Source organism: Streptomyces bungoensis (assembly GCF_001514215.1).
Taxonomy (GTDB): domain Bacteria; phylum Actinomycetota; class Actinomycetes; order Streptomycetales; family Streptomycetaceae; genus Streptomyces; species Streptomyces bungoensis.
In genome coordinates this window covers 67772-89493 of the sequence record NZ_KQ948876.1, presented here as the reverse complement: position 1 = coordinate 89493, position 21722 = coordinate 67772, and the positions used below count along the sequence as shown (strand labels likewise).

The 21722-nt window shown below is 73.3% G+C and carries 19 protein-coding genes and 1 tRNA gene; 14 read left to right on the top strand and 6 right to left on the bottom strand.

The features are described 5' to 3' along the window. Positions 1-15: 15 nt before the first annotated feature. The 8 genes from AQJ66_RS33930 (at position 16) to AQJ66_RS33895 (ending at position 7961) form a co-directional block, all read left to right on the top strand. On the top strand, positions 16-1221 hold the full coding sequence (locus AQJ66_RS33930) for a DNA polymerase III subunit delta' (protein ID WP_061929847.1): 1206 nt from the start codon (positions 16-18) through the stop codon (positions 1219-1221). A gap of 111 nt (positions 1222-1332) precedes the next feature. Next, positions 1333-2967: an alpha/beta hydrolase gene (locus AQJ66_RS33925; RefSeq protein ID WP_061929884.1), complete on the top strand. Its 1635-nt coding sequence runs from the start codon at positions 1333-1335 to the stop codon at positions 2965-2967. Positions 2968-3074: 107 nt separating this feature from the next. After that, a tRNA-Thr gene (locus AQJ66_RS33920) sits at positions 3075-3151 on the top strand. A 136-nt stretch (positions 3152-3287) separates the two neighbouring features. Then, positions 3288-3854, top strand: a complete 567-nt coding sequence (locus AQJ66_RS33915; protein WP_061929844.1) for a TetR/AcrR family transcriptional regulator — start codon at positions 3288-3290, stop codon at positions 3852-3854. A 90-nt stretch (positions 3855-3944) separates the two neighbouring features. Then, positions 3945-5399: an MFS transporter gene (locus tag AQJ66_RS33910; RefSeq protein WP_061929841.1), complete on the top strand. Its 1455-nt coding sequence runs from the start codon at positions 3945-3947 to the stop codon at positions 5397-5399. A gap of 70 nt (positions 5400-5469) precedes the next feature. Beyond that, the gene (locus AQJ66_RS33905; protein WP_061929838.1) at positions 5470-5910 is read left to right on the top strand and encodes an SRPBCC family protein; all 441 of its coding nucleotides are present in this window, start codon (positions 5470-5472) and stop codon (positions 5908-5910) included. A 50-nt stretch (positions 5911-5960) separates the two neighbouring features. Continuing rightward, on the top strand, positions 5961-7316 hold the full coding sequence (locus tag AQJ66_RS33900; RefSeq protein WP_061929835.1) for a carotenoid oxygenase family protein: 1356 nt from the start codon (positions 5961-5963) through the stop codon (positions 7314-7316). 72 nt (positions 7317-7388) lie between these two features. Then, positions 7389-7961 carry an SRPBCC family protein gene (locus AQJ66_RS33895; protein ID WP_061929832.1) on the top strand — a complete coding sequence of 191 codons (573 nt, stop codon included), beginning with the start codon at positions 7389-7391 and terminating at the stop codon, positions 7959-7961. A gap of 47 nt (positions 7962-8008) precedes the next feature. On the opposite strand, the gene AQJ66_RS33890 is transcribed toward AQJ66_RS33895, so the two are convergent. Continuing rightward, positions 8009-8281, bottom strand: a complete 273-nt coding sequence (locus AQJ66_RS33890; RefSeq protein WP_061929829.1) for a hypothetical protein — start codon at positions 8279-8281, stop codon at positions 8009-8011. A 498-nt stretch (positions 8282-8779) separates the two neighbouring features. On the opposite strand from AQJ66_RS33890, the gene AQJ66_RS33885 reads away from it, so the two are divergent. Further along, positions 8780-11959, top strand: a complete 3180-nt coding sequence (locus tag AQJ66_RS33885; RefSeq protein WP_061929827.1) for an AfsR/SARP family transcriptional regulator — start codon at positions 8780-8782, stop codon at positions 11957-11959. A gap of 7 nt (positions 11960-11966) precedes the next feature. On the opposite strand, the gene AQJ66_RS33880 is transcribed toward AQJ66_RS33885, so the two are convergent. Continuing rightward, entirely contained in the window at positions 11967-13664 is a 1698-nt protein-coding gene (locus AQJ66_RS33880) for a bifunctional 3'-5' exonuclease/DNA polymerase (protein ID WP_061929824.1), read from the bottom strand. 132 nt (positions 13665-13796) lie between these two features. Next, positions 13797-14567, bottom strand: a complete 771-nt coding sequence (locus AQJ66_RS33875; protein ID WP_061929821.1) for a Clp protease N-terminal domain-containing protein — start codon at positions 14565-14567, stop codon at positions 13797-13799. 149 nt (positions 14568-14716) lie between these two features. On the opposite strand from AQJ66_RS33875, the gene AQJ66_RS33870 reads away from it, so the two are divergent. After that, on the top strand, positions 14717-15829 hold the full coding sequence (locus tag AQJ66_RS33870) for a DUF2786 domain-containing protein (RefSeq protein WP_208611514.1): 1113 nt from the start codon (positions 14717-14719) through the stop codon (positions 15827-15829). Positions 15830-15856: 27 nt separating this feature from the next. On the opposite strand, the gene AQJ66_RS33865 is transcribed toward AQJ66_RS33870, so the two are convergent. Further along, positions 15857-16375: a DUF4232 domain-containing protein gene (locus AQJ66_RS33865; protein ID WP_061929818.1), complete on the bottom strand. Its 519-nt coding sequence runs from the start codon at positions 16373-16375 to the stop codon at positions 15857-15859. Positions 16376-16480: 105 nt separating this feature from the next. Next, positions 16481-16975: a hypothetical protein gene (locus tag AQJ66_RS33860; protein WP_244163013.1), complete on the bottom strand. Its 495-nt coding sequence runs from the start codon at positions 16973-16975 to the stop codon at positions 16481-16483. 452 nt (positions 16976-17427) lie between these two features. Between AQJ66_RS33860 and AQJ66_RS33855 the strand changes: the two genes are divergently transcribed. Further along, a complete protein-coding gene (locus tag AQJ66_RS33855; RefSeq protein ID WP_208611513.1) occupies positions 17428-17697 on the top strand; it encodes a DUF397 domain-containing protein in 270 nt (89 codons plus the stop codon). A gap of 124 nt (positions 17698-17821) precedes the next feature. Here AQJ66_RS33855 and AQJ66_RS33850 read toward each other — a convergent pair whose 3' ends face one another. Next, positions 17822-18295, bottom strand: a complete 474-nt coding sequence (locus tag AQJ66_RS33850) for an ATP-binding protein (protein ID WP_061929812.1) — start codon at positions 18293-18295, stop codon at positions 17822-17824. 355 nt (positions 18296-18650) lie between these two features. Here AQJ66_RS33850 and AQJ66_RS33845 point away from each other — a divergent pair, with 355 nt between their 5' ends. The 3 genes from AQJ66_RS33845 to AQJ66_RS33835 all read left to right on the top strand — a co-directional run bounded on the left by AQJ66_RS33845 (position 18651) and on the right by AQJ66_RS33835 (position 21715). After that, positions 18651-19475, top strand: a complete 825-nt coding sequence (locus AQJ66_RS33845; protein WP_061929875.1) for a helix-turn-helix domain-containing protein — start codon at positions 18651-18653, stop codon at positions 19473-19475. A gap of 69 nt (positions 19476-19544) precedes the next feature. Beyond that, positions 19545-21005 (top strand): aldehyde dehydrogenase family protein, encoded by a 1461-nt coding sequence (locus AQJ66_RS33840; RefSeq protein WP_061929810.1) that lies wholly within the window; start codon positions 19545-19547, stop codon positions 21003-21005. Positions 21006-21175: 170 nt separating this feature from the next. Next, positions 21176-21715 (top strand): DinB family protein, encoded by a 540-nt coding sequence (locus tag AQJ66_RS33835; protein WP_061929807.1) that lies wholly within the window; start codon positions 21176-21178, stop codon positions 21713-21715. The last annotated feature ends 7 nt before the right edge of the window (positions 21716-21722 follow it).

Below are 21722 nucleotides of genomic sequence, written 5' to 3'. Positions count from 1 at the left end.
AGGGCGGCGTGACCCGTGACCGTGTGGGACGACCTCGTCGGGCAGGAGAAGGTGAGCGCGGTGCTCGACGCCGCCGCGCGGGACGCCGACGCCCTCGTCACGGCTGCCGCGACGGACCAGCCGCTGCCCGAGGCGTCGAAGATGACGCACGCCTGGCTGTTCACGGGCCCGCCCGGAGCGGGCCGGAACCAGGCGGCGCGGGCCTTCGCCGCCGCCCTGCAGTGCGTGAGCCCCGACCGCGCCCTCGGCGGAGCCCCCGGCTGCGGATTCTGCGACGGCTGCCACACCGCCCTGCTCGGCACCCACGCGGACGTCAGCACGGTCGCCGCCGTCGGCGCCGAGATCCTGGTGAGGGACATGCGGGACACGGTCCGCAAGTCGTTCACCGCCCCGGCCAACGGCCGCTGGCAGATCATCCTGGTCGAGGACGCCGAGCGGCTGAACGAGAAGTCGGCCAACGCCGTCCTCAAGGCCGTCGAGGAACCCGCCCCGCGCACGGTCTGGCTGCTGTGCGCGCCCTCGATCGAGGACGTCCTGCCGACGATCCGCTCCCGCTGCCGCCACCTGAACCTGCGCACCCCCGGCGTCGACGCCGTCGCCGACATGCTGGTGCGCCGCGACGGCATCGAGCCCGAGGTGGCCGCGGCCGCCGCCCGGGCCACTCAGGGCCACGTCGACCGGGCCCGCCGCCTGGCCACCGACCCGGCGGCCCGGGAACGGCGTACCGCCGTGCTCAGGCTGCCGCTCCGCCTGGACGAGGTGGGCGCCTGCCTCAAGGCGGCCCAGGAACTGGTCGACGCGGCCGCAGAGGACGCCAAGCAGCTCGCCGAGGAGACGGACGGCAAGGAGACGGAGGAGATGAAGGCGGCGCTGGGCGCGGCCCAGGGCGGCCGGCTGCCACGCGGTACGGCGGGCGTGATGAAGGACCTGGAGGACATGCAGAAGCGCCGCAGAACCCGCACGCAGCGCGACAGCCTCGACGTGGCGCTGAGCGACCTGACGGGTTTCTACCGCGATGTCCTCGCCCTCCAGCTCGGCTCCAGGATCGCCCTCGCCAACGGGGACGCCGAGGACGCCCTGGACCGGCTGGCCCGCTCCAGCAGCCCCGAGTCCACGCTGCGCCGCATCGAGGCGATCGCGGCCTGCCGCGAGGCCCTGGACCGGAACGTGGCCCCGCTGCTGGCGGTGGAGGCGATGACGATGGCACTGCGGGCGGGGTGAGCCGGGCGTACGGTGGTTGACGCGCGGCGTCCCTCGTACGAGGGTCCCCCGTACGAGCAGACCGCCCGTACGCACCGCACCCGCGCCGTCGCTCACCGTTACGCTCGCCTGATGGACACCTGGCCTTCCCTCCGCCGGACCCGCCGACCGAAGACCCGAGCCCCCCGGATGCGGACCCGTGTCCGCACCGGAGCGCCGGCCCGCGTCACGGGCGCCCTCGTCGCGGCCGCCGCGCTGCTCGTCTCCGCCTGTTCCGGAAGCCCGCGCACCTCGGCCGGCGGGGCGGTCGAGGCGGCGCTGGCCGCGCTGCCCCGGTCGACGCCGTCGGCGCTGTCGCCGTACTACGCGCAGACCCTGCGCTGGCGCAGCTGCGGTGTCCCCGGCTTCCAGTGCGCCACGATGAAGGCGCCGCTGGACTACGCCAAGCCCGCTGCGGGTGACGTCCGGCTCGCCGTCGCCCGCAAGAAGGCCACCGGCAAGGGCACCCCGCTCGGTTCGCTGCTGATCAACCCGGGCGGTCCGGGCGGCTCGGCGATCGACTACCTGCAGAGCTACGCGGGCGTCGGCTACCCCGCCGAGGTCCGCGCCCGCTACGACATGGTCGCGATGGACCCGCGCGGCGTCGCCCGCAGCGAGCCGGTCGAGTGCCTCGACGGCCGCCGGATGGACACGTACACCGCGACGGACATCACCCCCGACGACCGGAAGGAGACGAGCCGGCTGGTCGGGGAGTACCAGGCGTTCGCCGAGGGCTGCGGGGCGCACTCGGCGCGGGTGCTGCGGCACGTGTCCACCGCCGAGGCGGCGCGGGACATGGACATCCTGCGGGCCGTGCTGGGCGACCGGAAGCTGAACTACGTGGGGGCGTCGTACGGCACGTTCCTCGGCGCGACGTACGCGGGGCTGTTCCCGGAGCGGGTGGGCCGCCTGGTGCTGGACGGCGCGATGGACCCGTCCCTGGACGCCCGCACGCTGAACCTGGACCAGACGAAGGGGTTCGAGACGGCCTTCCGGGCGTTCGCGAAGGACTGCGTACGGCAGTCCGACTGCCCTCTCGGCGGCCGCGGCACCACGCCCGCACAGGTCGGCGACCGGCTCGCGGCCTTCTTCCGCAAGCTGGACGCCCGCCCCATCCCGGCGGGCGACGCGGACGGCCGCCGGCTCGGCGAGTCGCTGGCCACGACGGGCGTGATCGCGGCGATGTACGACCAGGGAGCCTGGGAGCAGCTGCGCGAGGCGCTGACCTCGGCCATGAGGAAGCAGGACGGCGCCGGCCTGCTCGCCCTCTCCGACAGCTACTACGAACGCGACCAGAGCGGCCGTTACAGCAACCTGATGATGGCCAACTCCGCCGTGAACTGCCTCGACCTGCCGCCCGCCTTCAGCAGCCCCGAGCAGGTGGAGAAGGCCCTGCCCACGTTCCAGAAGGCGTCCCCCGTCTTCGGCCGGGCCCTGGCCTGGGCCTCGCTGAACTGCGCGTACTGGCCGGTGCGGGCCACCGGCGAGCCGCACCGCATCAAGGCGCAGGGCGCCGCCCCGATGGTGGTCGTCGGCACCACCCGCGACCCGGCGACCCCCTACCCCTGGGCCCAGTCCCTGGCCCGCCAGCTCTCCTCGGCCCGCCTCCTCACCTACGCCGGCGACGGCCACACCGCCTACGGCCGCGGCAGCACCTGCATCGACTCCGCGATCGACACCTACCTCCTCCACGGCACCCCGCCGGCCCCCGGGAAACGCTGCTCCTAGCCCCCGCCCTACCGGCCCCTGGGCCTCCTCCGGGGCCGGTACGAAGCACCCCCGGAAACTGTGTAGACTTACCGACGTTGCCGATCGCACCATGGTGCGGGCAGCGCGCCGCCTTAGCTCAGATGGCCAGAGCAACGCACTCGTAATGCGTAGGTCTCGGGTTCGAATCCCGAAGGCGGCTCCACCGTGAACCCCGGGTCAGAAAACTGACCTGGGGTTTCGTCGTTTCGGTGACCACGCTGCCCGGTGGTGCGCGTCGGCCGGCAGAAGAGCGGGAGGCGCCGATTGACATCCCCAAGTGTGAGTGGTTGAGTACTCACATGAAGAACGAACGTCCCCGCCGGTTGTCCACGGCCGAGGAGCGCCGCGAGACGGTGCTGCGCACGGCCATCGGCGCCTTCGCCGCCCGCGGCTACTGGGGCACCACCACGACCGAGGTGGCCAAGGCCGCGGGCATCTCCCAGGCGTACGTCTACCGGCTCTTCCCGAGCAAGGAACTGCTGTTCACGGCAGTGGTCGAGCACTGCTTCGTGCAGGTCCGGGCCGCCCTGGAGAGTGCTGCGGCCGGGGCGGGGGGCGGCTCGCCGGAGGCGGTCCTGGAGGGGATGGGTGACGCGTACGCCCGGCTGATCAGCGACAACGACCTGATGCTGATCCAACTGCACGCCCAGGCGGCGGCGGTCTCCGAGCCGGCCGTGCGCGAGGCCGTGCGGCAGGGCTACGCCCGGCTGGTCGAGTACGTGCGCGGCGCCTCCGGTGGCACGGACGAGCAGGTCCAGGAGTTCTTCGCGCGCGGCATGCTCTGCCACCTCATCGTCTCCATGGGTGCGGACGAGGTGGACGCCCCCTGGACCCGGACTCTGGCGGCGGGCATCAGGCACTACTGAGGCCCGAGGAGCGGGTTGGCCGGCGGGGCGCACCGTCCCGCCTTCTTTTCGACCTTCTATGTGAGTGGTCAACCACACAAGGAGTCTTTCGTGAGTACCCTCGAAACCACCCGCCGACCGGGAGCCGCTCTCACGGCGCTGGCAGGGGCGCAGTTCACCGTCATGCTGGCCACCTCGATCGTGAACGTGGCCCTGCCGCGGATCCGGTCGGGCGTCGGGCTGTCGGACGACGGCACCACCTGGGTGGTCAACGCCTACGGGCTGGTCTTCGGGGCCCTGCTGCCGGCGGGGGGCCGGGCGGCGGACCTGCTGGGCCGACGGCGGATCCTGCTCGCGGGCCTCGCCCTGTTCGCGGTGTCGTCCCTGGCCGCTGGGCTCGCGGCTTCGTCCGCGGTGCTGATCGCCGCGCGGGCGGTTCAGGGGCTCGGGGCGGCCGCGATCGCCCCCGCGGCGCTGGCGCTGGTGATGGACCTGTTCCCGCCGGGGCCCGGCCGGGGCAAGGCCCTGGGGGTCTGGGGCGCGGTGTCGGGCGCGGGAGGCGCGGCCGGGGTCCTCCTCGGCGGGGTGCTCACGCAGGCGTGGGGCTGGCCGTGGATCTTCTACGCGGTCGCGATCGGCGCCGTCCTCGTCCTGGCCGGCGCGGCCGCCGGCGTCCCGGTGACGCGGGCCGGGGAGAGCGGACGCTTCGACGTCCTCGGCACCGCCACCGTCACCCTCGCCCTCACCGCACTGGTGTGGAGCCTGACCACCGCCCGGGGCACGGGCTGGACGGACCCCGCCGTCCTCGGGGGCTTCGCCGTCGCGGCCGCACTGCTGACCGTCCTCGTCCTCGTCGAGCGTCGCCACCCGAGCCCGCTGCTGCCGCCCCGCCTGTTCCGCACCGGCCGTGTCGTCGCCGGCAACGCGCTGATGGCGCTGCTGGGGTCGGTGTGGATCGCCCTGTTCTTCTTCCTGCCGCTCTACCAGCAACGGGTCCTCGGCTCCAGCCCGCTCGTCACGGGACTCGGTCAACTCCCGCTCGCCTGCGCCAACATGCTCGGTTCCACGCTGGCACCCCGGATCTCCCGCCGGATCGGTGCCACCGCCACCGTCGCCGGCGCGCTGCTGACCGAGGCCGCCGGACTGCTGTGGCTGTCACGGATCAGTGCCCACGGCGGCTACGCGGCCGACATTCTCGGCCCCAGCATCCTGATCGGCCTCGGCCTCAGCGTCGCCTTCGTCCAGCTGACCGCGCTGTCCCTCGAGGGCGTCCCCGCACGGGACGCGGGACTTGCCGGCGGTCTCGTCAACACCACCCGCCAGGTCGGCGGCGCGATCGGCCTGGCCGTCCTGGCCACCCTCGCCGGCACCGCCACCGCCCACGCGGCCACCCGCGAGCCACACCTGGAGGCGCTGACCGCGGGCTACCGCACCGCCTTCGGCGTCGGCGCGGTGGTCCTGGCCGCCACCGCCGGCCTGGCGCTCCTGCTGTTCCGTCGTCCCCGCACCCCCGCCGCGCCGCCGGCCGGCCGCCCCGCTCCGCAGCCCGCCACGGAACACCGCTGACCACCGCTCACCATCCGAACCCCTCGCCGCAGAACATCCGACGTCACACCGACCGAGAGGAACCAGCACCATGTTCACCATCGACGAGACCGCTCCCGTCATCGTCCGGCTGTCCACCGTGATCGACGCCCCGCTGGAGCGCGTCTGGGCCCTGCACACCGATATCGACGCCTGGGCCGAGTGGAACGCCGACGTCGACCAGGCCGAGCTCGACGGCCCGCTGCTGCCCGGCAACTCCTTCCGCTGGAAGACCCACGGGCTGGACATCGTCTCCACGGTGCGCGAGATCGTCCCCGGCGAGCGCCTGGTCTGGGGCGGGCCGGCCAACGGCATCGAGGGTGTCCACGTGTGGACCTTCGGGCGGACCGGCGGCCAGGTCACCGTCCACACCGAGGAGTCCTGGAGCGGCGCCCCCGTCGACGCCGCCGCCGAACAGCTCGGCCAGGCCCTGGAGCAGTCGCTGACCGCCTGGCTCGCCTGCCTGAAGTCCCGGGCCGAGCGCACCGACTGACCCCCGACGCCTCGACCACCCGACCGACGAAACCCCTGGAGAGGTCCGCCATGACCAGCAAGCCCTACCTGACCGGCCACTACACGCCCGCCGTCGACGAGATCACCGCAACCGGACTGGCCGTCGAGGGAGCCCTCCCGCCCGAGCTCACCGGCCGGCTGATCCGCAACAGCCACAACCCCAAGCCCGGCGTCACCCCCACCCACTGGTTCAAGGGCAGCGGCATGGTCCACGGCATCCGCCTGCGCGACGGCCGCGCCGAGTGGTACCGCAACCGCTGGGTGCACACCCCGGCCCTGGACGGCGCCCCCTACCTGACCGACCACGGCCCCGACCTGACCGCCAGCACCGCCGGCACACACGTCGTCGAGCACGCCGGCCGCCTGCTCGCGCTGTGCGAGGCCAACCTCCCCTTCGAACTCACCCCCGAGCTGGACACCGTCGGGGCGTTCGACTTCGACGGCAAGCTGCGCAGCGCCATGACCGCCCACCCGAAGACCGACCCGGTCACCGGGGAGCTGCACTTCTTCGGCTCCTCCCCGTTCCCGCCCCACCTGCTCTACTACGTGGCCGACGCCGAGGGCCGGATCACGCACGGCGCCGAGGTCTCCGGCGCCACCGCCTCCCTCAAGCACGACTTCGCGATCACGCGCCACCACGTGGTCTTCATCGAGGGCTCCGTCACCTTCGACCCGGACGAGCACTCCGGCATCCCCTACAGCTGGAACGACGCCCAGCCCGCCCGGATCGGCGTCATGCCCCGCGGCCCGCGGGGCACGGACGAGATCCGCTGGTTCCCCATCGCACCGGGCAACATGCTCCACGCCGCCAACGCCTACGAGGACGACCGGGGCCGCATCGTCCTGGAGGGTCCCACCGTCGACCGGGAGGGCTTCCAGCTCTCCTGGAACTGGTGGGTCGGCGCCCCGGACCGCGGCACCGAACCCAACACCCGTTCCCACACGCGCCGCTGGGTCATCGACCTGACCGCAGGCAGCGTCGACGAGCGGATCATCGACGACCTCGCCGTCGAGTTCCCGACCCTCAACGAGGACTTCCTCGGCGCCGAGCACCGCTACCAGTACGCGGTCTCCTTCCCCGACCAGCAGGGCTTCGGCGGCTACGGCGTGGTCAAGTACGACCGCGCCACCGGCGCCCGCCGCATCCACCAGACCGGCGACGCCCGCCTGCCCAGCGAGGCCGTCTTCGTCCCGGCCGCCGGCGCCACCCGCGAGGACGACGGCTACCTGCTCACCGTCATCTCCGACCTCAAGCAGGACGCGTCCCAGCTCCTCGTCCTGGACGCCTCCGGCCTCGACCGGATCGCCACCGTCCACCTTCCCCGCCGAGTCACCGGCGGCATCCACGGCTCCTGGATCCCGGACACCGACAGCACACGCGAGTAGCCCCAGCACTTCCCCCGGGCTGAGCGCCCCGCCGCCAGCCTCGTACGACCTCACCCCGCAAAGGCATCCACCATGCGCCTCCTCACCGCGGCGAAGTCCGCCGCCGCCGTCACCAGCGCCCTGCTCCTCGCGAACGGCACCGCCTACGCGCTGAGCGCCGACAAGCCCACCAGACCGGGCGCCGGCGCCGGCGACGTGCGGATCGAGCTCGGCGCGCCGGTCATCACCCGCGAGGACATCCTCGTCCACGCCCCCCTGCGCACCGTCTGGAAGATCCAGACCGACGTCGAGAACCGGCCCACCTGGCAGCCCGACGTCGACACCGTGGTCAAGGACACCCCCGGCCGCCTGCGCCCCGGCTCCGTCTTCCGCTGGACCACCGAGGGCCTGGACATCACCTCGACCGTCCGGCAGGCCGACCACGGCAAGCGCCTGGCCTGGGGCGGCCCCGCCCAGGGCATCGGCGCCGTTCACGTGTGGACCTTCACCCCGACCCCCGACGGCGTCCTCGTCCACACCGAGGAGTCATGGGCCGGCGACCCCGTCACCGCCGACCGGGCCGCGCCGCAGGCGGCCCTCGACAACTCCCTCCACCACTGGCTCGGCAACCTCGAGCGCGAGGCCGAGAGCCAGGCCGGCACGTAGTCCGCCCCTGCCTCCGGAGCGGCGGCCGCTCCGGAGGCAGCGCGCGTTCAGCGCCACTCGGACAGGGCGTGCGGCTGCTGGGAGAGACTGCGGCCCTGATGGACGTGCTCCCGGTCGTTGCAGGCGTCGTCCACCGCGTCGCCGGTCCACGGGGCGGCGACGGGGACCAGCGCGAGCGCCCGTTCGCAGAGGTCGGCGGTGGTGAGGGCCCGGTCGTTGACGTTGATGCCGCCGGGGTGGCCGCCGTTGCCCGCGTGGGCCGGGGTCGCGAGCGCGAGGCCGGTCATGGTGAGCGCGGCGAGCGCGGTGATCTTCTTCATAGCCGGGTCAACGACACCGGATCGGCCCCGGTCACGCCGCCACTGCGGAAGCCCGTGGCGGCCCGGCCGACCTGGGCCCCCGCTCGTGCGAGCCGGACCTGCCAGGCGTGCGGGGACAGGACAGGGCCCCGGTCGTTCACCTCCGACGGCCGGAGCCCTTCTGCGTCCCCGGACCGGGCCTGCGGCGACACTCCCCCGAGTTGCGCGACATCACGCGCGCGCCGTCGGATCCGGTCCGATGAAAGGATCACATCAAGGCTCGCCAACGGATCGCTAACATGTGGCCAGAGCTTGGTCCGTAGGCCACGGAGCAGTTGGCCGGAAGTCGCCGGACGCGGCGGCGGCAAGCCGGAACCCTAACGGATTCCGGCGCCGACGGGCAGGCGGAGCGTGGCGGGAAACCGTTGTGGGCGGGCGGAATTCCGCCAAGAGGCGGCGGATGCGGGCCCGTCGCGCGGCACGGTCGGACTGGGCAGACGGGGAAGACAGAGGAGCGGTGTGAAGCGGCGGTGCGAGCTGCGGTTCGGACTGCTGGGGCCCCCGGTCCTCTTCGACCGATCGCCGTACGGGATTTCGTACGGCGATCCCGGTGACGTACTCGACTCCCCCCGCCCCATCGGCAGCCCGAAGGTCCGCGCCCTGCTCGCCGCGCTGCTGCTCGAGCCCGGCCGGGTCGTGTCGGTCGAGTCGCTGAAGGACGCCCTGTGGGGCGGGGCGCCACCCGTTTCGGCGCAGGCCTCGCTGCACAACCACGTCACCCGGCTGCGCCGGCTCCTGGACGACCCCGAGCGGCTCAGGGCCGTGCCGCCCGGGTACCTGCTGCGGGTCGACGGCGGAGAGCTGGACGTGCACGTGTTCGACGCCCGCGCCGAGCAGGCGCGCGCCGCGCACGCCCGGCGCGACTGGGCCAGGGTGATCGACACGTCCACGGCCGCGCTCGCGCTGTGGCGCGGCACCCCGCTGACCGGGCTGCCCGCCGACTTCGGCGGCTACGCCTTCGTCCAGCGCCTGGAGGAGGCGCGGCTGTTCCTGCTGGAGTGGCGGTACGAGGCGCGACTCGCCCTCGGCGGCGACGGGTTGCCCGCTCTCGTGCCGGATCTGGCGGCGATCGTCGCGGAGCATCCGCTGCGCGAGGCGTACCACCGCCAGCTGATGCTCGCCCTGCACCGCACCGGCCGCAAGGCCGAGGCCCTCGCCGTCCACCGCGACCTGCGCACCCGCCTGATCGAGGAACTCGGCATCGAGCCGGGACCGGCCGTCCGCGAGGCCCACGCGGAGGTCCTGCGCGACCTCGGCCGCACGGCCGGGCCCCCCCTCGAGCCGCCGGCCACTCCCCGGAGGTCACCCGGTACCCCCCAGGGGTCACCGGACACGTCCGCCGAGCTATCGGGCATTCCCCACGAGCCACCGGTTGCCACGGCGTCCGCGCCCGGGCAGGGCTCCACCCGTACGCCGGCCGGAAGCGAGCCGACCGGCGCTGAGCCGGCCTTTCCCGGCCCGCCCGCGCAACTTCCCCCGCCACCGGCCCACTTCACCGGCCGAACCGCCGAACTCGACGCGCTGCGGCACACCCTCGTCGCCCGCCGCGGCCGGCTCGCCGTGATCAGCGGCATGGCCGGGGTGGGCAAGAGCGCCCTGGCCCTGCACGCGGCCCACACCCTGCGGGAACGTTTCCCCGACGGGCAGCTGTACGTCGATCTGCACGGCGCCACTCCCGGCATGACCCCCCTCACCCCGGCGCAGGCGCTCACCGCCCTGCTCCGCGACCTCGGCGCCGACCCGCGCACCATCCCGGAACACCCGGACGCGGCCGCCGCGTTGCTCCGCTCCCTCCTGGCCCCGGCCCGCGTCCTCCTGCTGCTGGACGACGCGGCCGGCGCCGCCCAGGTACGCCCCCTGCTGCCGGCCGGCCCGGGCTGCGCGGTGATCGTCACCAGCCGCTCGCCGCTGACCGCGCTGGACGGTGCCGGCCGCTTCCCGCTCGGTCCGCTGACCAGCGAGGACAGCGCTGCGCTGCTGCGCGCGGTGAGCGGACGCGAGGGGCTCGGCGCCGACCACGCCCTGGTGGAGCTGACCGGGAGGCTCCCGCTGGCCCTGCGCGTCGTCGCCGCCCGGCTGGCCGCCCGCCGGGCCCTCGCCCCGGACGTGCTGGCCGGTCAGCTCGCCGCCGAGGAGGGCAGGCTGCACCACCTGGAGTACGACGACCTGAGCGTCCGCCGGTCGCTGGCCGTCGCCCACGACGCCCTCGCCGCCGCCGAACGCGAGGCCGACCGGGACGCGGCCCTCGCCCTGCGCCGCATCGGCACCCTCGACCTGCCGGCCTACGGTGCCCCGCTGATCGCCCGCCTCACCGGCACCGACGAGCGCCGCGCCGAGGCCGCCCTGGACCGCCTGGTCGACGTGGCCCTGCTGGAGGAGACGGCCTACGGCCGCTACGCCCCGCACGCCCTGGTCCGCGACTTCGCCCGTGAGCTCGCCGGTGACGGATCCGCCACCCCCACGGGCGCCCCGACCACGGCCACCGTCGCGGCCACCACCGCCGACCTGACCGCCCTGCGCTGGTACGCCGCCGTCGCCGAGCGTGTCCTGACGGCCATCGTGGAGCCCGGGCTCGACCAGGACGACCGCCGGCGGCCCACCCGCGCCCAGCCCCCGGAGCACGCGGCGAACGTGGCCGCCGTACCCCCGTTCGCGTCCGCCGAGGAGGCGTTCGGGTGGAGCGACGGGGAACTGGAGAACATCGTCGCGCTCGTGGCGCGGAACGCGTGCACGGACGACGACCGCAGGGCCGCCCACCTGTCCACGCTCGTCCGCCTGTTCTTCCCCTGCGTCCAGCGCCGGGGCCGCGTCGCCGAGATGGAGGTGCTGGGGCGGGCCGCGCTCGCCACGGCACGGCGGCTCGGCGACGAGCCGGCCGAGGCCTGCGCGCTGGGCGACCTCGCGGGCCTGCACTTCCTCACCGGCCGGCAGAACGACGCCCTGGCTCTCACCGACCAGGCGCTGGCGGTCTGGCGGCGGCTCGGCCGGGTCTCCTGGATCCGGCGCTGCCTGAACAACCGGGGCCTGCTGCTGGAGGGGCTCGGCCGGTTCGCGGAGTCAGGGGAGGCGCTGCGCCAGAGCCTCGCCCACTCCCGGCAGCTGAACGACCCCTACGGCGAGGCGGTCACCCGCAGCCACCTCGGCAACCTCTACGAGCACACCGACCCGCGCGCCGCCATCGAGCAGCACCGGCGCTCCCTGGCGATAGGGGACGCGATCGGCGCGGTCATCGTGCAGCACTCGGCGCACTGCAACCTCGGGTACGCCCATCTCACGCTCGGTGAACCGGAGGCGGCCGCCGGGCACTTCGAGGAGAGTCTGCGCATCCTCGGCTGCCACGGCGACTGGCACGGCGAGTCACAGACCCGGCTCGGCCTGGTCCGCGCGCTGCGGCGGCTGGGCCAGGGGGAGCGCGCCCTGCGCGAGTGCGCCGAGCTGCTGCGCCGGGCCGACGCCCGCGCCGACCGCTACATGGGCGGGCTCGCCCGGCACCAGCAAGGGGTGCTGCTGCGCGAGCAGGGGCGGACGGCGGAGGCGCGCGACGCCTGGCGGGCGGCTCTCGCGTCCCTCGACGGAACGGACGAGCAGACGGTGCGGGAGGAGCTGCGGGAGCTGCTGGCCGGCAGCGCGGCGCCGTAGCGGGCGGTCACTTGGCGTCGGCGTAGCACTCCACCACCGCCGTCGTGAACGGGAAGCGCACCGGGGTCTCGCCGAACGTCAGCCGGCCGGCCAGGCCGGCGGCGTCCTGGACGGCCTCGACGACGGTGCCGGCCTCCTCGGCGGGGCAGTGCACGATCACCTCGTCGTGCTGGAAGAAGACCAGCTCGGCCCTCATGTCCCACAGCGTCTGCCGCAGCGCGGCGAGCAGCAGCAGGGCCCAGTCGGCGGCGCTGCCCTGCACGACGAAGTTCCGGGCGAAGCGGCCCCGTGCGCGGGAGTCGGCCGACGAGTGGCCGGGGATCCAGGCCTGGCCGTCCGCCCGCCCTTCGGCGTCGTCGTCCGCCACGGGGATGCCCGCCTCCTCCGCCGCGTCCTCGCCGGCCCCGGTGACGGGCGGGCAGGTCCGGCCCAGCCAGGTGCGCACGAGCCGGCCCTCCTCGCCGGCCCGCGCGGCCTCGTCGACGTAGGCCACCGCCTTGGGGAACCGGCGGCGCAGCGCGGCCAGGTTCTTCAGGCCGTCGCCGGAGGTCTGGCCGTAGACCGCGCCGAGCACCGCGATCTTGGCCTGGTCGCGGTCGCCGGAGAAGGCGCGGTCGGAGACGGCCTGGTAGAGGTCGCCGGGGCGGCCGGCCACCTCCATCAGCCCGGGGTCGCGGGAGATCGCCGCCAGCACTCTCGGCTCCATCTGGTCGGCGTCGGCCACCACCAGCCGCCAGCCGGGGTCGGCGACCACGGCCCGCCGTATCACCTTGGGGATCTGCAGCGCGCCCCCGCCGTTGGTCACCCAGCGGCCGGTGACCGTACCGCCCGCCAGGAACTCCGGCCGGAACCGCCCCTCGCGCACCCAGTCCTGCAGCCAGGACCAGCCGTGGGCGACCCAGATCCGGTACAGCTTCTTGTACTCCAGCAGGGGTTCGACGGCCGGGTGGTCGACGGACGCGATCTCCCGGCGGCGGGTGGACCGCACCTTGGTCCCGGCCTGGGCGAACGCCTTGACCACGTCGGCGGGCAGGTCGGGCCGCACCCGGCGGCCGAAGGCCGCGGACACCTGGTCCGCCAGCTCGGCCAGGCGGCGGGGTTCGCCGCCGCCCGCATAGCGCTCACCCAGCAGGTCGTGCAGCAGCTCGCGGTGGACCTCGGCACTCCAGGGGAGCCCGGCGCGGTTCATCTCGGCGGCCACCAGCATCCCCGCCGACTCGGCGGCGGTCAGCAGCCGCATGCGGTCGGGACGGGCCGTCCGCTCGTGCCGCCGCTGCTGGTCGGCGTAGACCGCGAGCAGGTCCTCGAGGGGCAGTCGCGCGCCGGCCGGCTCGAACAGCGGGGACTGGGCGCCCGGATCGGCGGGGCGCTGGGGCGGATCGGGCGGTACGGGGCCGCCCCGGAGGCGGGCCAGGGCGGCGGCGGCCGAGCGCGGCTCGCCGTACCGGCCCTCGTGGCCCAGCAGGAGTGTCTCGGCGTCCTCGACGTCGTAGCACCGCGCTACTCGCACCCCCGTGGCGAGTAGGCGCGGGTAGACCTCGGCGGTCGACCGCCACACCCAGCGCGTCACCTCCGGACGGCTCCGCACCGCCCCGGCGGGATCGCTCTCCCGCCGCACCGGCCCGGAGGGCAGCCCGTCCGGGCCGAGGGGGGCGACGTCCACGCCGCCGTCCTCGGCCGGCGCGAGTGCCCACCGGTCGGTCATGACTGCGAGTGTGGCAGGGGGGTCTGACAATGTGTCTGAGCTGCGGTTTCACGGTGAGCGGCGGTGAGAGACACCACCATGGGCGGGCCCCCGCGAACGGCGGCCCGCCGTGGCCCGGCGCGATCCGCCGTGTCAGTCCTCCCGTCCGCCCGTCGCCGCCTCCGCCGCGTCCGTCGCCGCCCTCTGCTGCTCCAGCAGCAGCGACAGCACCTTGCCGACGTATTCCTCGGTCGCCGGCTTGGTGATGCCGAGACCGCTGAGCACGCCCTCGCCGTTCTCGTGCTCCAGCAGGGCCAGCAGCAGGTGCTCGGTGCCGATGTAGTCGTGGCCGAGCCGGAGGGCCTCGCGGAAGGTCAGTTCCAGGGCCTTCTTGGCCTCCGGCCCGTACGGGACGAGGTCGGGGACGTCGTCCGCGGCCGGCGGCAGCGCGGCGGTCGCGGCCTGGCGCACGGAGTCCAGCAGGACTCCCTGGGCGGTGATCGCCTTCGCGGCCAGGCCGTCGGGCTCGGCGAGCAGCCCGAGGACCAGGTGTTCGGGCCGGCCCTCGGCGTTGCGCGCGGCCACCGCCTCGTTGTGGGCGGCCATGACCACGTTCCGCGCGCGCGGGGTGTAGCGGCTGAAGCCCTGGCTGAGGTCGAGGTCGGCCGACTCCTTCGGCACGAACCGCTTCTGCGCCGCCTGCCGGGTCACGCCCATGCTCCTGCCGATGTCGGTCCAGGAGGCGCCCGAGCGGCGGGCCTGGTCGACGAAGTGGCCGATCAGGTGGTCGGCCACGTCACCGAGGTGATCGGCGGCGATCACCGCGTCCTGGAGCTGGTCGAGGGGTTCGGGATGAACCTTCTTGATCGCCTCGATGAGGTCGTCGAGGCGCACGGATGCCGTGATGTTCGGGTTGGTCGCCATGTGTCAACCGTAGGTTGCCACCCTTCTGGTGTCAACCGATGGTTGACAGTGTGTGTCCGGGGCGCTGAGCCGCATGTCGGGGGTCCGGTTGTCCACAGGGTGTGGACGGCGCCCGCCGGGTGTCCGCCGGGCGTGGCACGATCGACGGCGTGACCAGCACTGCCAGCACCGTCGAGCGGGCCTTCCGGGCCGCCCTGTACGACGACACCGACACCGGCCTCGACTCCGGCGCCTCCCTGCTCGCGGCCGACCCCGCCGCGGACGCCGAACTCGCCCGCCGGGGCCAGGAGTTCATGGCCGGGGCCTGGCGGCGCGGCTGGCAGCCCGCCGACGTCGTACGACTCGTGCGGCGGGAGCTGGACGAGCCGCACGTGCACCTGGCGGCGGCACTGATCCGCGACCAGGCGTCGCACGACGGCCCGCGCGGGCGCCGCTGGGCCGCCCAGCTCGCGGCCCTGCCCCAGCGGCCCGAGCCCGAGCGCGCCAGCGACCGCTTCTCGCGGGCCACCGCCGTCCTGCGGCTCTACCGCCTGCTGCTGCGCCTGCCCGCGCTGGAGGTCCTCGAGGAGCCCCGCCGCGATCCCGGGCCCGGTGCCTCGCGCATGCTCGGCCGGATCCGCGCCCTGCTGGCCAAGGCCGAGGCGACCGGATATCCCGAGGAGGCGGAGGCGCTCAGCGCCAAGGCGCAGGAGCTGATGGCACGGCACAGCGTCGACGAGGCCCTGCTCGCCGCCGGGGCCCCCGCGCCGGACGCGCCCGGAGCCTGCCGGATCGGCGTCGAGCCGCCGTACGAGCAGGCCAAGGCGGTGCTGCTGGACGCGGTCGCCACCGCGAACCACTGCCGCGCGGTGTGGAACGAACCGCTCGGCTTCTCCACGGTGGTCGGCTTCGAGGCGGACCTGGAGGCGGTCGAGCTGCTCTACACCTCGCTGCTGGTGCAGGCGACGCACGCGATGACGAGGGCGGAGGCCGCCCAGCGGGCCGGCGGCCGGAAGCGGACCAAGACCTTCCGCCAGTCGTTCCTCGCGGCCTACGCCCACCGCGTCGGCGACCGCCTCGCCACCGCGGCCGGGACCCAGGTGACCGAGGACCTGCTGCCGGTGCTCGCCACCCGGGAGATATCCGTCGCCGACCGGCTGGAGCGCATGTTCCCGGAGACCACCGCGACCCGGCTGCGCGGGGTGAGCGACGCGGCCGGCTGGACCGAGGGCGCCCGGGCGGCGGACCGGGCCCAGGTCACCGCCCGGCCGCCCCTGGAGTGAGCGCCGGTCCGCGGCCCGCGCCCGCGCTCAGTCCCCGACCTGCTGGAAGGCGCTGACGGAGGCGTCCGGGGACCCGGCGGCGCCCCCCTTGCCGGCCACGGGGCCGTACTTCCACGGGAAGGTGCGCGTGTCCGTCGAGCCGGGCAGGCCGATCTTCACCGTCGTCGCGCCCATGCTGCCCCGGTCACCCGCCTTGCCGCGCACGTAGGTGATGCTGAAGGACGCCGAGTCGCCCTTGGCGAGCTTGAGCTGCTGCGCCTTGGCGCCCTCCTGGGCCTTCAGGGAGACCACCGAGCCGCCCGAGCCCAGCGACACCACGGGGAAGCGGTCCAGGGTGCAGGCCCTGCTCTGGTTGGTGATGCTGACGGGCACCTCACCGGTGTCCCCGGCGGCCGGGGCGACGCTCGCCGACCCGATCTGCACCGACACCCCGCCGAGTTCGCAGGCGGAGCTGCTCTTGCCGTTCTTGCCGCCGCCCCCGTCGTCGCAGGCGGTCAGGAGCAGGGCGGCGGCGAGGGCGGTGACGGTGAGCGGAATGGCGCGCATGAGCAGGTCCCATCGAGGTCGTGGCGGTCTTCCCGCATCATGGCCCCTGCGCCGGGGGCCGGAGCAGGCACCCCTGCCGAATTCACCGCTTCAGGTGGGAGGCCGTCACTGCTTGATCGCCGTCGGCAGCCCCGACGGCAGCTTGCCGCCCTCGGCCTTGGTGTAGGTCTCCTGGCCGAGCTTGCCGGACCACGTCACCCTCATGCCGTCCTTCGTCACCGAGTCGACCATGCCGGTGACCCGGTCCTTGTTGCCGTCGCTGCAGGTCAGGTGAATCATCCGCATGCCCGACTCGCTGCCCGCGGTGCCGCTGCAGACGGTGCCGCCGGTCCCGAACAGCCCGGCCTTCCCGCCGGTGATCACCAGGGCCACGACGGCGCCCTTGCTGGTGGTGACCCAGCTGCCCTGGAGCTTGCCGGAGGAGCCGGTCACCGTGCCGGTGGACCCGGCGGTGGGCGAGGAACTCGCAGCGGCCGTGGCCGTGGAGTCGGCCGAGGAGTCGTCCGGGGAGCCGCCTCCGCTGCACGCGGTCAGCGCGAGCGCGCCCACCAGCCCCGCGGCCGCGGCCGCGATCCGCACCCTTGCAGTAGCCGTAGTCACGTCGTGCTCCCAAGCTTCCGTGGCCGGCCGAGGCCGGAGTGACCGCAGCAAGCTACCAGCCGCACCCGGCAGCCCTCGATGAGCCGTGTGGCATGGATCGAACCGACGGCCTGGACCGACGACCTGGACCGACGGCCTGGACCAACGACCTGGACCGTGGACCGGACCATTCCGCGGACACGGGGAACAGGACAGGCCCGGCGCGCGTCTTTCCTTCTGCGCGGGGGAGCGAACGCGGCATGCACGGCCGTTTTGGGGGCAGACGCCGCCGGAACGGCCGCGGTGACCGCCGAACGCCTTCGGTAAAGCCGACGTCAAAGCTGTAATCGCGGGAACACCCCTCGTGCACGTGCATCTGCTCATGCAACTGCACATGAACAAGGTTATGATCCGGGTCAGTTGGCACCAGCATCCATGGCCACACCAGCCAGTGCACCACCGGGGAGCGACCTGTGAACCGCGACGTTGACGGCGTGTACGGGGGGTTCGACGTGTACAACGGCATGGCTGCCACGCAGCTGGACGGGGTGGCCTGGCAGAAGAGCAGGCACAGCAACTCGCAGGGTTCCTGCGTGGAGTTCGCGCGACTGCCGGGCGGTGACGTGGCCGTGCGCAACTCGCGTTTCCCGGACGGACCCGCGCTCGTCTACACCCGCGCCGAGATCGAGGCCATGCTCCTCGGCGTCAAGGACGGCGAGTTCGACCACCTCGTGACGAGCTGACGCACCCCTGTTCGGACTCGCCGCGGCCCTTGGCAACGATGTCGCGCGGTGCCCCCGTGCGCGGCGGGCCGGCGCACGTGCCCCGACCGGGCGTGCGGGCGAACGGGTCGGTCGGCCGGGCGGATCAGCCTGCTGTCCGAAGCCGGAAGAGCGCCCACACCACCTTGCCGTGCAGGGTGCCCGCGAGCGGGTGCCAGCCCCAGCTGTCGGCGAAGGAGTCGACCAGGAACAGCCCCCGGCCCGACTCGGCGGCGAAGTCGTCCGAATCGCGCGGCTCCGGCGTCTCGTGGCTGGGGTCGCGCACCGCGCACACCAGCCGCTCGGTCCAGCGCATCAGGTGCAGCCGCACCGAGGCGTGCGGATCGGCGCAGACGGCGTCGGCCGGCAGGCCGTGCCGCAGGGCGTTGGTGACGAGTTCGGAGACGACGAGGCATATGTCGTCGAAGCGGTCGCCCACGTCCCACTGGTCCAGGGTGCCGCGGGTGAAGCGCCGGGCCTCGCTCACCGCCTCGTACCGGGCCGGGAGGGCGCAGGAGGCGGCACTGGACACGGCCGCGGGATCCAGCGGCGGAAGGCCCTGCCGTAACGGCTTGAGCATGGTCGATCCATTCGTCCCCATGCGAGGCACTCCCGGGAATTCGCGGTCGTTGCGATGCAGCGGTGGCGCGGCACCATGGTTTCGGATGCGCACAGCAGATGCAAGGGCAGATGCACGTGCACGCGACCGAAATGGGCATGCCCGTACCGCTTCTTGGTCATTTTTTCCGCCATGTTGGATCGGCTGAATGTCAGAGGTACGGACCTCTGCTCGTGTAAAACGGCCGACCTCTTTCCGTTTCCGTAACCGGACGAGTACTGCTCGGAGTGATTTAGTGGCAGACTTCGGGCCCTGAAGACGGTTGGGGAGGCTGGCGAAAGTGAGCGCGGGAGAGCCCGGATCGGTGGTGCGGCGCATGCTGCTCGGCTCGCAACTCAGGCGACTGCGTGAAGCACGGGGGATCACGCGTGAGGCGGCGGGCTACTCGATCCGCGCATCGGAGTCGAAGATCAGCCGGATGGAGCTGGGCCGGGTGAGCTTCAAGACCAGGGACGTGGAAGACCTGCTGACGCTGTACGGCATCAGCGACGAGGCGGAGCGCGAGTCGCTGCTCTCCCTCGCCCGGGAGGCCAACGTGGCCGGCTGGTGGCACAGTTACACCGACGTGCTGCCCAGCTGGTTCCCCACCTACGTGGGGCTGGAGGGCGCCGCCTCCCTCATCCGGGTCTACGAGGTGCAGTTCGTGCACGGCCTGCTGCAGACCGAGGAGTACGCCCGCGCGGTGGTCCGGCGCGGCATGAAGGGCGCGAGCGCGGCCGACGTGGAGCGGCGGGTCGCGCTGCGGCTGGAGCGGCAGAAGTACCTCCTGTCCGACCACGCGCCCGAGCTGCACATCGTCCTCGACGAGGCCGCCCTGCGCCGCCCCTACGGCGACAGCGAGGTGATGCGCGGCCAGCTGCAGCACCTGATCGACGTCTCCCGGCGCCCCAACGTACGGCTGCAGGTCATGCCGTTCGGCTTCGGCGGGCACTCCGGGGAGAGCGGCGCCTTCACCATCCTCAGCTTCCCCGAGTCGGACCTGTCGGACGTGGTCTACATGGAGCAGCTGACGAGCGCGCTCTACCTGGACAAGCGCGAGGACGTCGCCCAGTACGAGCAGGCGCTCAAGGAGCTGCAGCAGGACAGCCCCGGGCCGGAGGAGAGCCGGGATCTTCTCCGTGGTCTCCTTCAACTCTCTTGAAACACAAGTACGATGACGCGTGCTCAGACCGTGACCGGGATCTGGCCCCGCGAGTGATTGAGGGATCACATGTCGTCCTACTTCAGCGACCTGGCCCAGCAGTACATCGACGGTGAATGGCGACCGGGCACCGGCTCCTGGGACGTCATCGACTTCAACCCGTACGACGACGAGAAGCTGGCCTCGATCACCGTGGCGACCGTCGACGAGGTCGACGAGGCCTACCGGGCGGCGGCCCGGGCGCAGAAGCAGTGGGCGGCCACCAACCCCTACACCCGCCGGGCCGTCTTCGAGCGGGCGCTGCGGCTGATAGAGGAGCGCGAGCAGGAGATAGCCGACCTGATCATCGCGGAGCTGGGCGGCACGCGCGTGAAGGCCGGCTTCGAGCTGCACCTCGCCAAGGAGTTCCTGCGCGAGTCGGTCCACCTGGCGCTGCGCCCGGAGGGGAAGATCCTGCCCTCGCCGGCCGACGGCAAGGAGAACCGCGTCTACCGGGTGCCGGTGGGGGTCGTGGGCGTGATCAGCCCGTTCAACTTCCCCTTCCTGCTGTCGATCAAGTCGGTGGCCCCCGCCCTCGCGCTCGGCAACGCCGTGGTCCTCAAGCCGCACCAGAACACGCCGATCGCCGGCGGCACCCTGGTCGCGAAGATCTTCGAGGAGGCGGGGCTGCCCGGCGGCCTGCTCAACGTCGTCGTCACCGACATAGCGGAGATCGGCGACGCCTTCATCGAGCACCCGATCCCGAAGGTCATCTCCTTCACCGGCTCCGACAAGATCGGCCGGCACGTCGCCACCGTCTGCGCCGCCAACTTCAAGCGCTCGGTGCTCGAACTGGGCGGCAACAGCGCGCTCGTCGTGCTGGACGACGCCGACATCGACTACGCCGTGGACGCGGCGGTCTTCAGCCGGTTCGTCCACCAGGGCCAGGTCTGCATGGCCGCCAACCGGGTCCTGGTGGACCGCTCGATCGCCGACGAGTTCACCGAGAAGTTCGTCGCCAAGGTGCGGAGCCTGAAGGTCGGTGACCCGCGCGACCCGGAGACCGTCATCGGCCCGGTGATCAACTCCGCGCAGGCGAACGCCCTCGCCGGCGCCGTCGAGCAGGCGCTCGAGGAGGGCGCCACCGCCCTGGTGCGCGGCGGCACCCACGGCAACCTGGTCGAGCCCAGCGTGCTCACCGACGTACCCGCCGGCTCCGCGCTGCTGCGCCAGGAGGTGTTCGGTCCCGTCGTCTTCCTCGTCCCGTTCGACGGCGAGGAGGAGGCCGTACGCCTGGTCAACGACACGCCGTACGGCCTGAGCGGCGCGGTGCACACCGGTGACATCGAGCGCGGCGTGGCGTTCGCCCGGCAGATCGACACCGGCATGTTCCACGTGAACGACGGCACCGTGCACGACGAGCCGCTCGTCCCGTTCGGCGGTGAGAAGCACTCGGGCATCGGCCGCCTGAACGGCGAGACGACCCTGGAGGCGTTCACCACGATCAAGTGGATCTCGGTGCAGCACGGACGCAGCGGTTTCCCCTTCTAGGAGACCTTCCAGGACCCCTCAGGACCTCTCAGGACCCCTCCTGGAACCTTTCCGGACTCCTTCCTCCCTCCGGGCCCTTGCGGACAGAACCTGACCGCAAGGGCCCGTAGCGTCGTCGGTGTCAGGGAAGAGCAGGGTGTCCCGGAGGACCCGAGGGAAGGCGGCCGGTCATGGTCGAGCACGTGGCGTCGGAGACGAGCGGGGACGAGCGGGGAGCACTCCTCGCGTTCATCGAGGATCAGCGCGGCGGCGTTCGCCGATCCCTGCTGGGGCTGACCGAGGAGCAGGCCCGCTCCCGCCCGAGCGCGAGCGAACTGTCCCTCGGCGGGCTGCTCAAGCACGTCGCCGAGGTCGAGCAGGGCTGGGTGGCCCGGGCCCGGCGGGAGCCGCCGGCGGTACGGCGCGACGAGTCGAACTGGCACGAGAGCTTCCGGCTCGCCGGGGACGAGACGGTCGCCTCGCAGCTCGCGCGCTGGGAGCAGGTCGCCGCCGAGACGGAGGAGTTCATCCGCTCCGCGCCGAGCCTGGACGACACCTTCCCGCTGCCGCCCGACCCCTGGTTCCCGCCGGAGGGCCGCGTCTCCCTGCGCTGGCTCTGCCTGCACCTGATCCGCGAGACGGCCCGGCACGCCGGTCACGCCGACATCATCCGGGAGTCCCTCGACGGGAAGACCGCCTTCGAGCTGGTGGCCCTGGAACAGGCCGGATAGACACCCG

Coding starts and splice junctions, on each gene's coding strand:
- AQJ66_RS33925 (WP_061929884.1), top strand. CDS start 1,333: ATGGACACCTGGCCTTCCCTCCGCCGGACCCGCCGACCGAAGACCCGA.
- AQJ66_RS33915 (WP_061929844.1), top strand. CDS start 3,288: ATGAAGAACGAACGTCCCCGCCGGTTGTCCACGGCCGAGGAGCGCCGC.
- AQJ66_RS33905 (WP_061929838.1), top strand. CDS start 5,470: ATGTTCACCATCGACGAGACCGCTCCCGTCATCGTCCGGCTGTCCACC.
- AQJ66_RS33900 (WP_061929835.1), top strand. CDS start 5,961: ATGACCAGCAAGCCCTACCTGACCGGCCACTACACGCCCGCCGTCGAC.
- AQJ66_RS33895 (WP_061929832.1), top strand. CDS start 7,389: ATGCGCCTCCTCACCGCGGCGAAGTCCGCCGCCGCCGTCACCAGCGCC.
- AQJ66_RS33890 (WP_061929829.1), bottom strand. CDS start 8,281: ATGAAGAAGATCACCGCGCTCGCCGCGCTCACCATGACCGGCCTCGCG.
- AQJ66_RS33880 (WP_061929824.1), bottom strand. CDS start 13,664: ATGACCGACCGGTGGGCACTCGCGCCGGCCGAGGACGGCGGCGTGGAC.
- AQJ66_RS33875 (WP_061929821.1), bottom strand. CDS start 14,567: ATGGCGACCAACCCGAACATCACGGCATCCGTGCGCCTCGACGACCTC.
- AQJ66_RS33865 (WP_061929818.1), bottom strand. CDS start 16,375: ATGCGCGCCATTCCGCTCACCGTCACCGCCCTCGCCGCCGCCCTGCTC.
- AQJ66_RS33850 (WP_061929812.1), bottom strand. CDS start 18,295: ATGCTCAAGCCGTTACGGCAGGGCCTTCCGCCGCTGGATCCCGCGGCC.
- AQJ66_RS33845 (WP_061929875.1), top strand. CDS start 18,651: ATGCTGCTCGGCTCGCAACTCAGGCGACTGCGTGAAGCACGGGGGATC.
- AQJ66_RS33840 (WP_061929810.1), top strand. CDS start 19,545: ATGTCGTCCTACTTCAGCGACCTGGCCCAGCAGTACATCGACGGTGAA.
- AQJ66_RS33835 (WP_061929807.1), top strand. CDS start 21,176: ATGGTCGAGCACGTGGCGTCGGAGACGAGCGGGGACGAGCGGGGAGCA.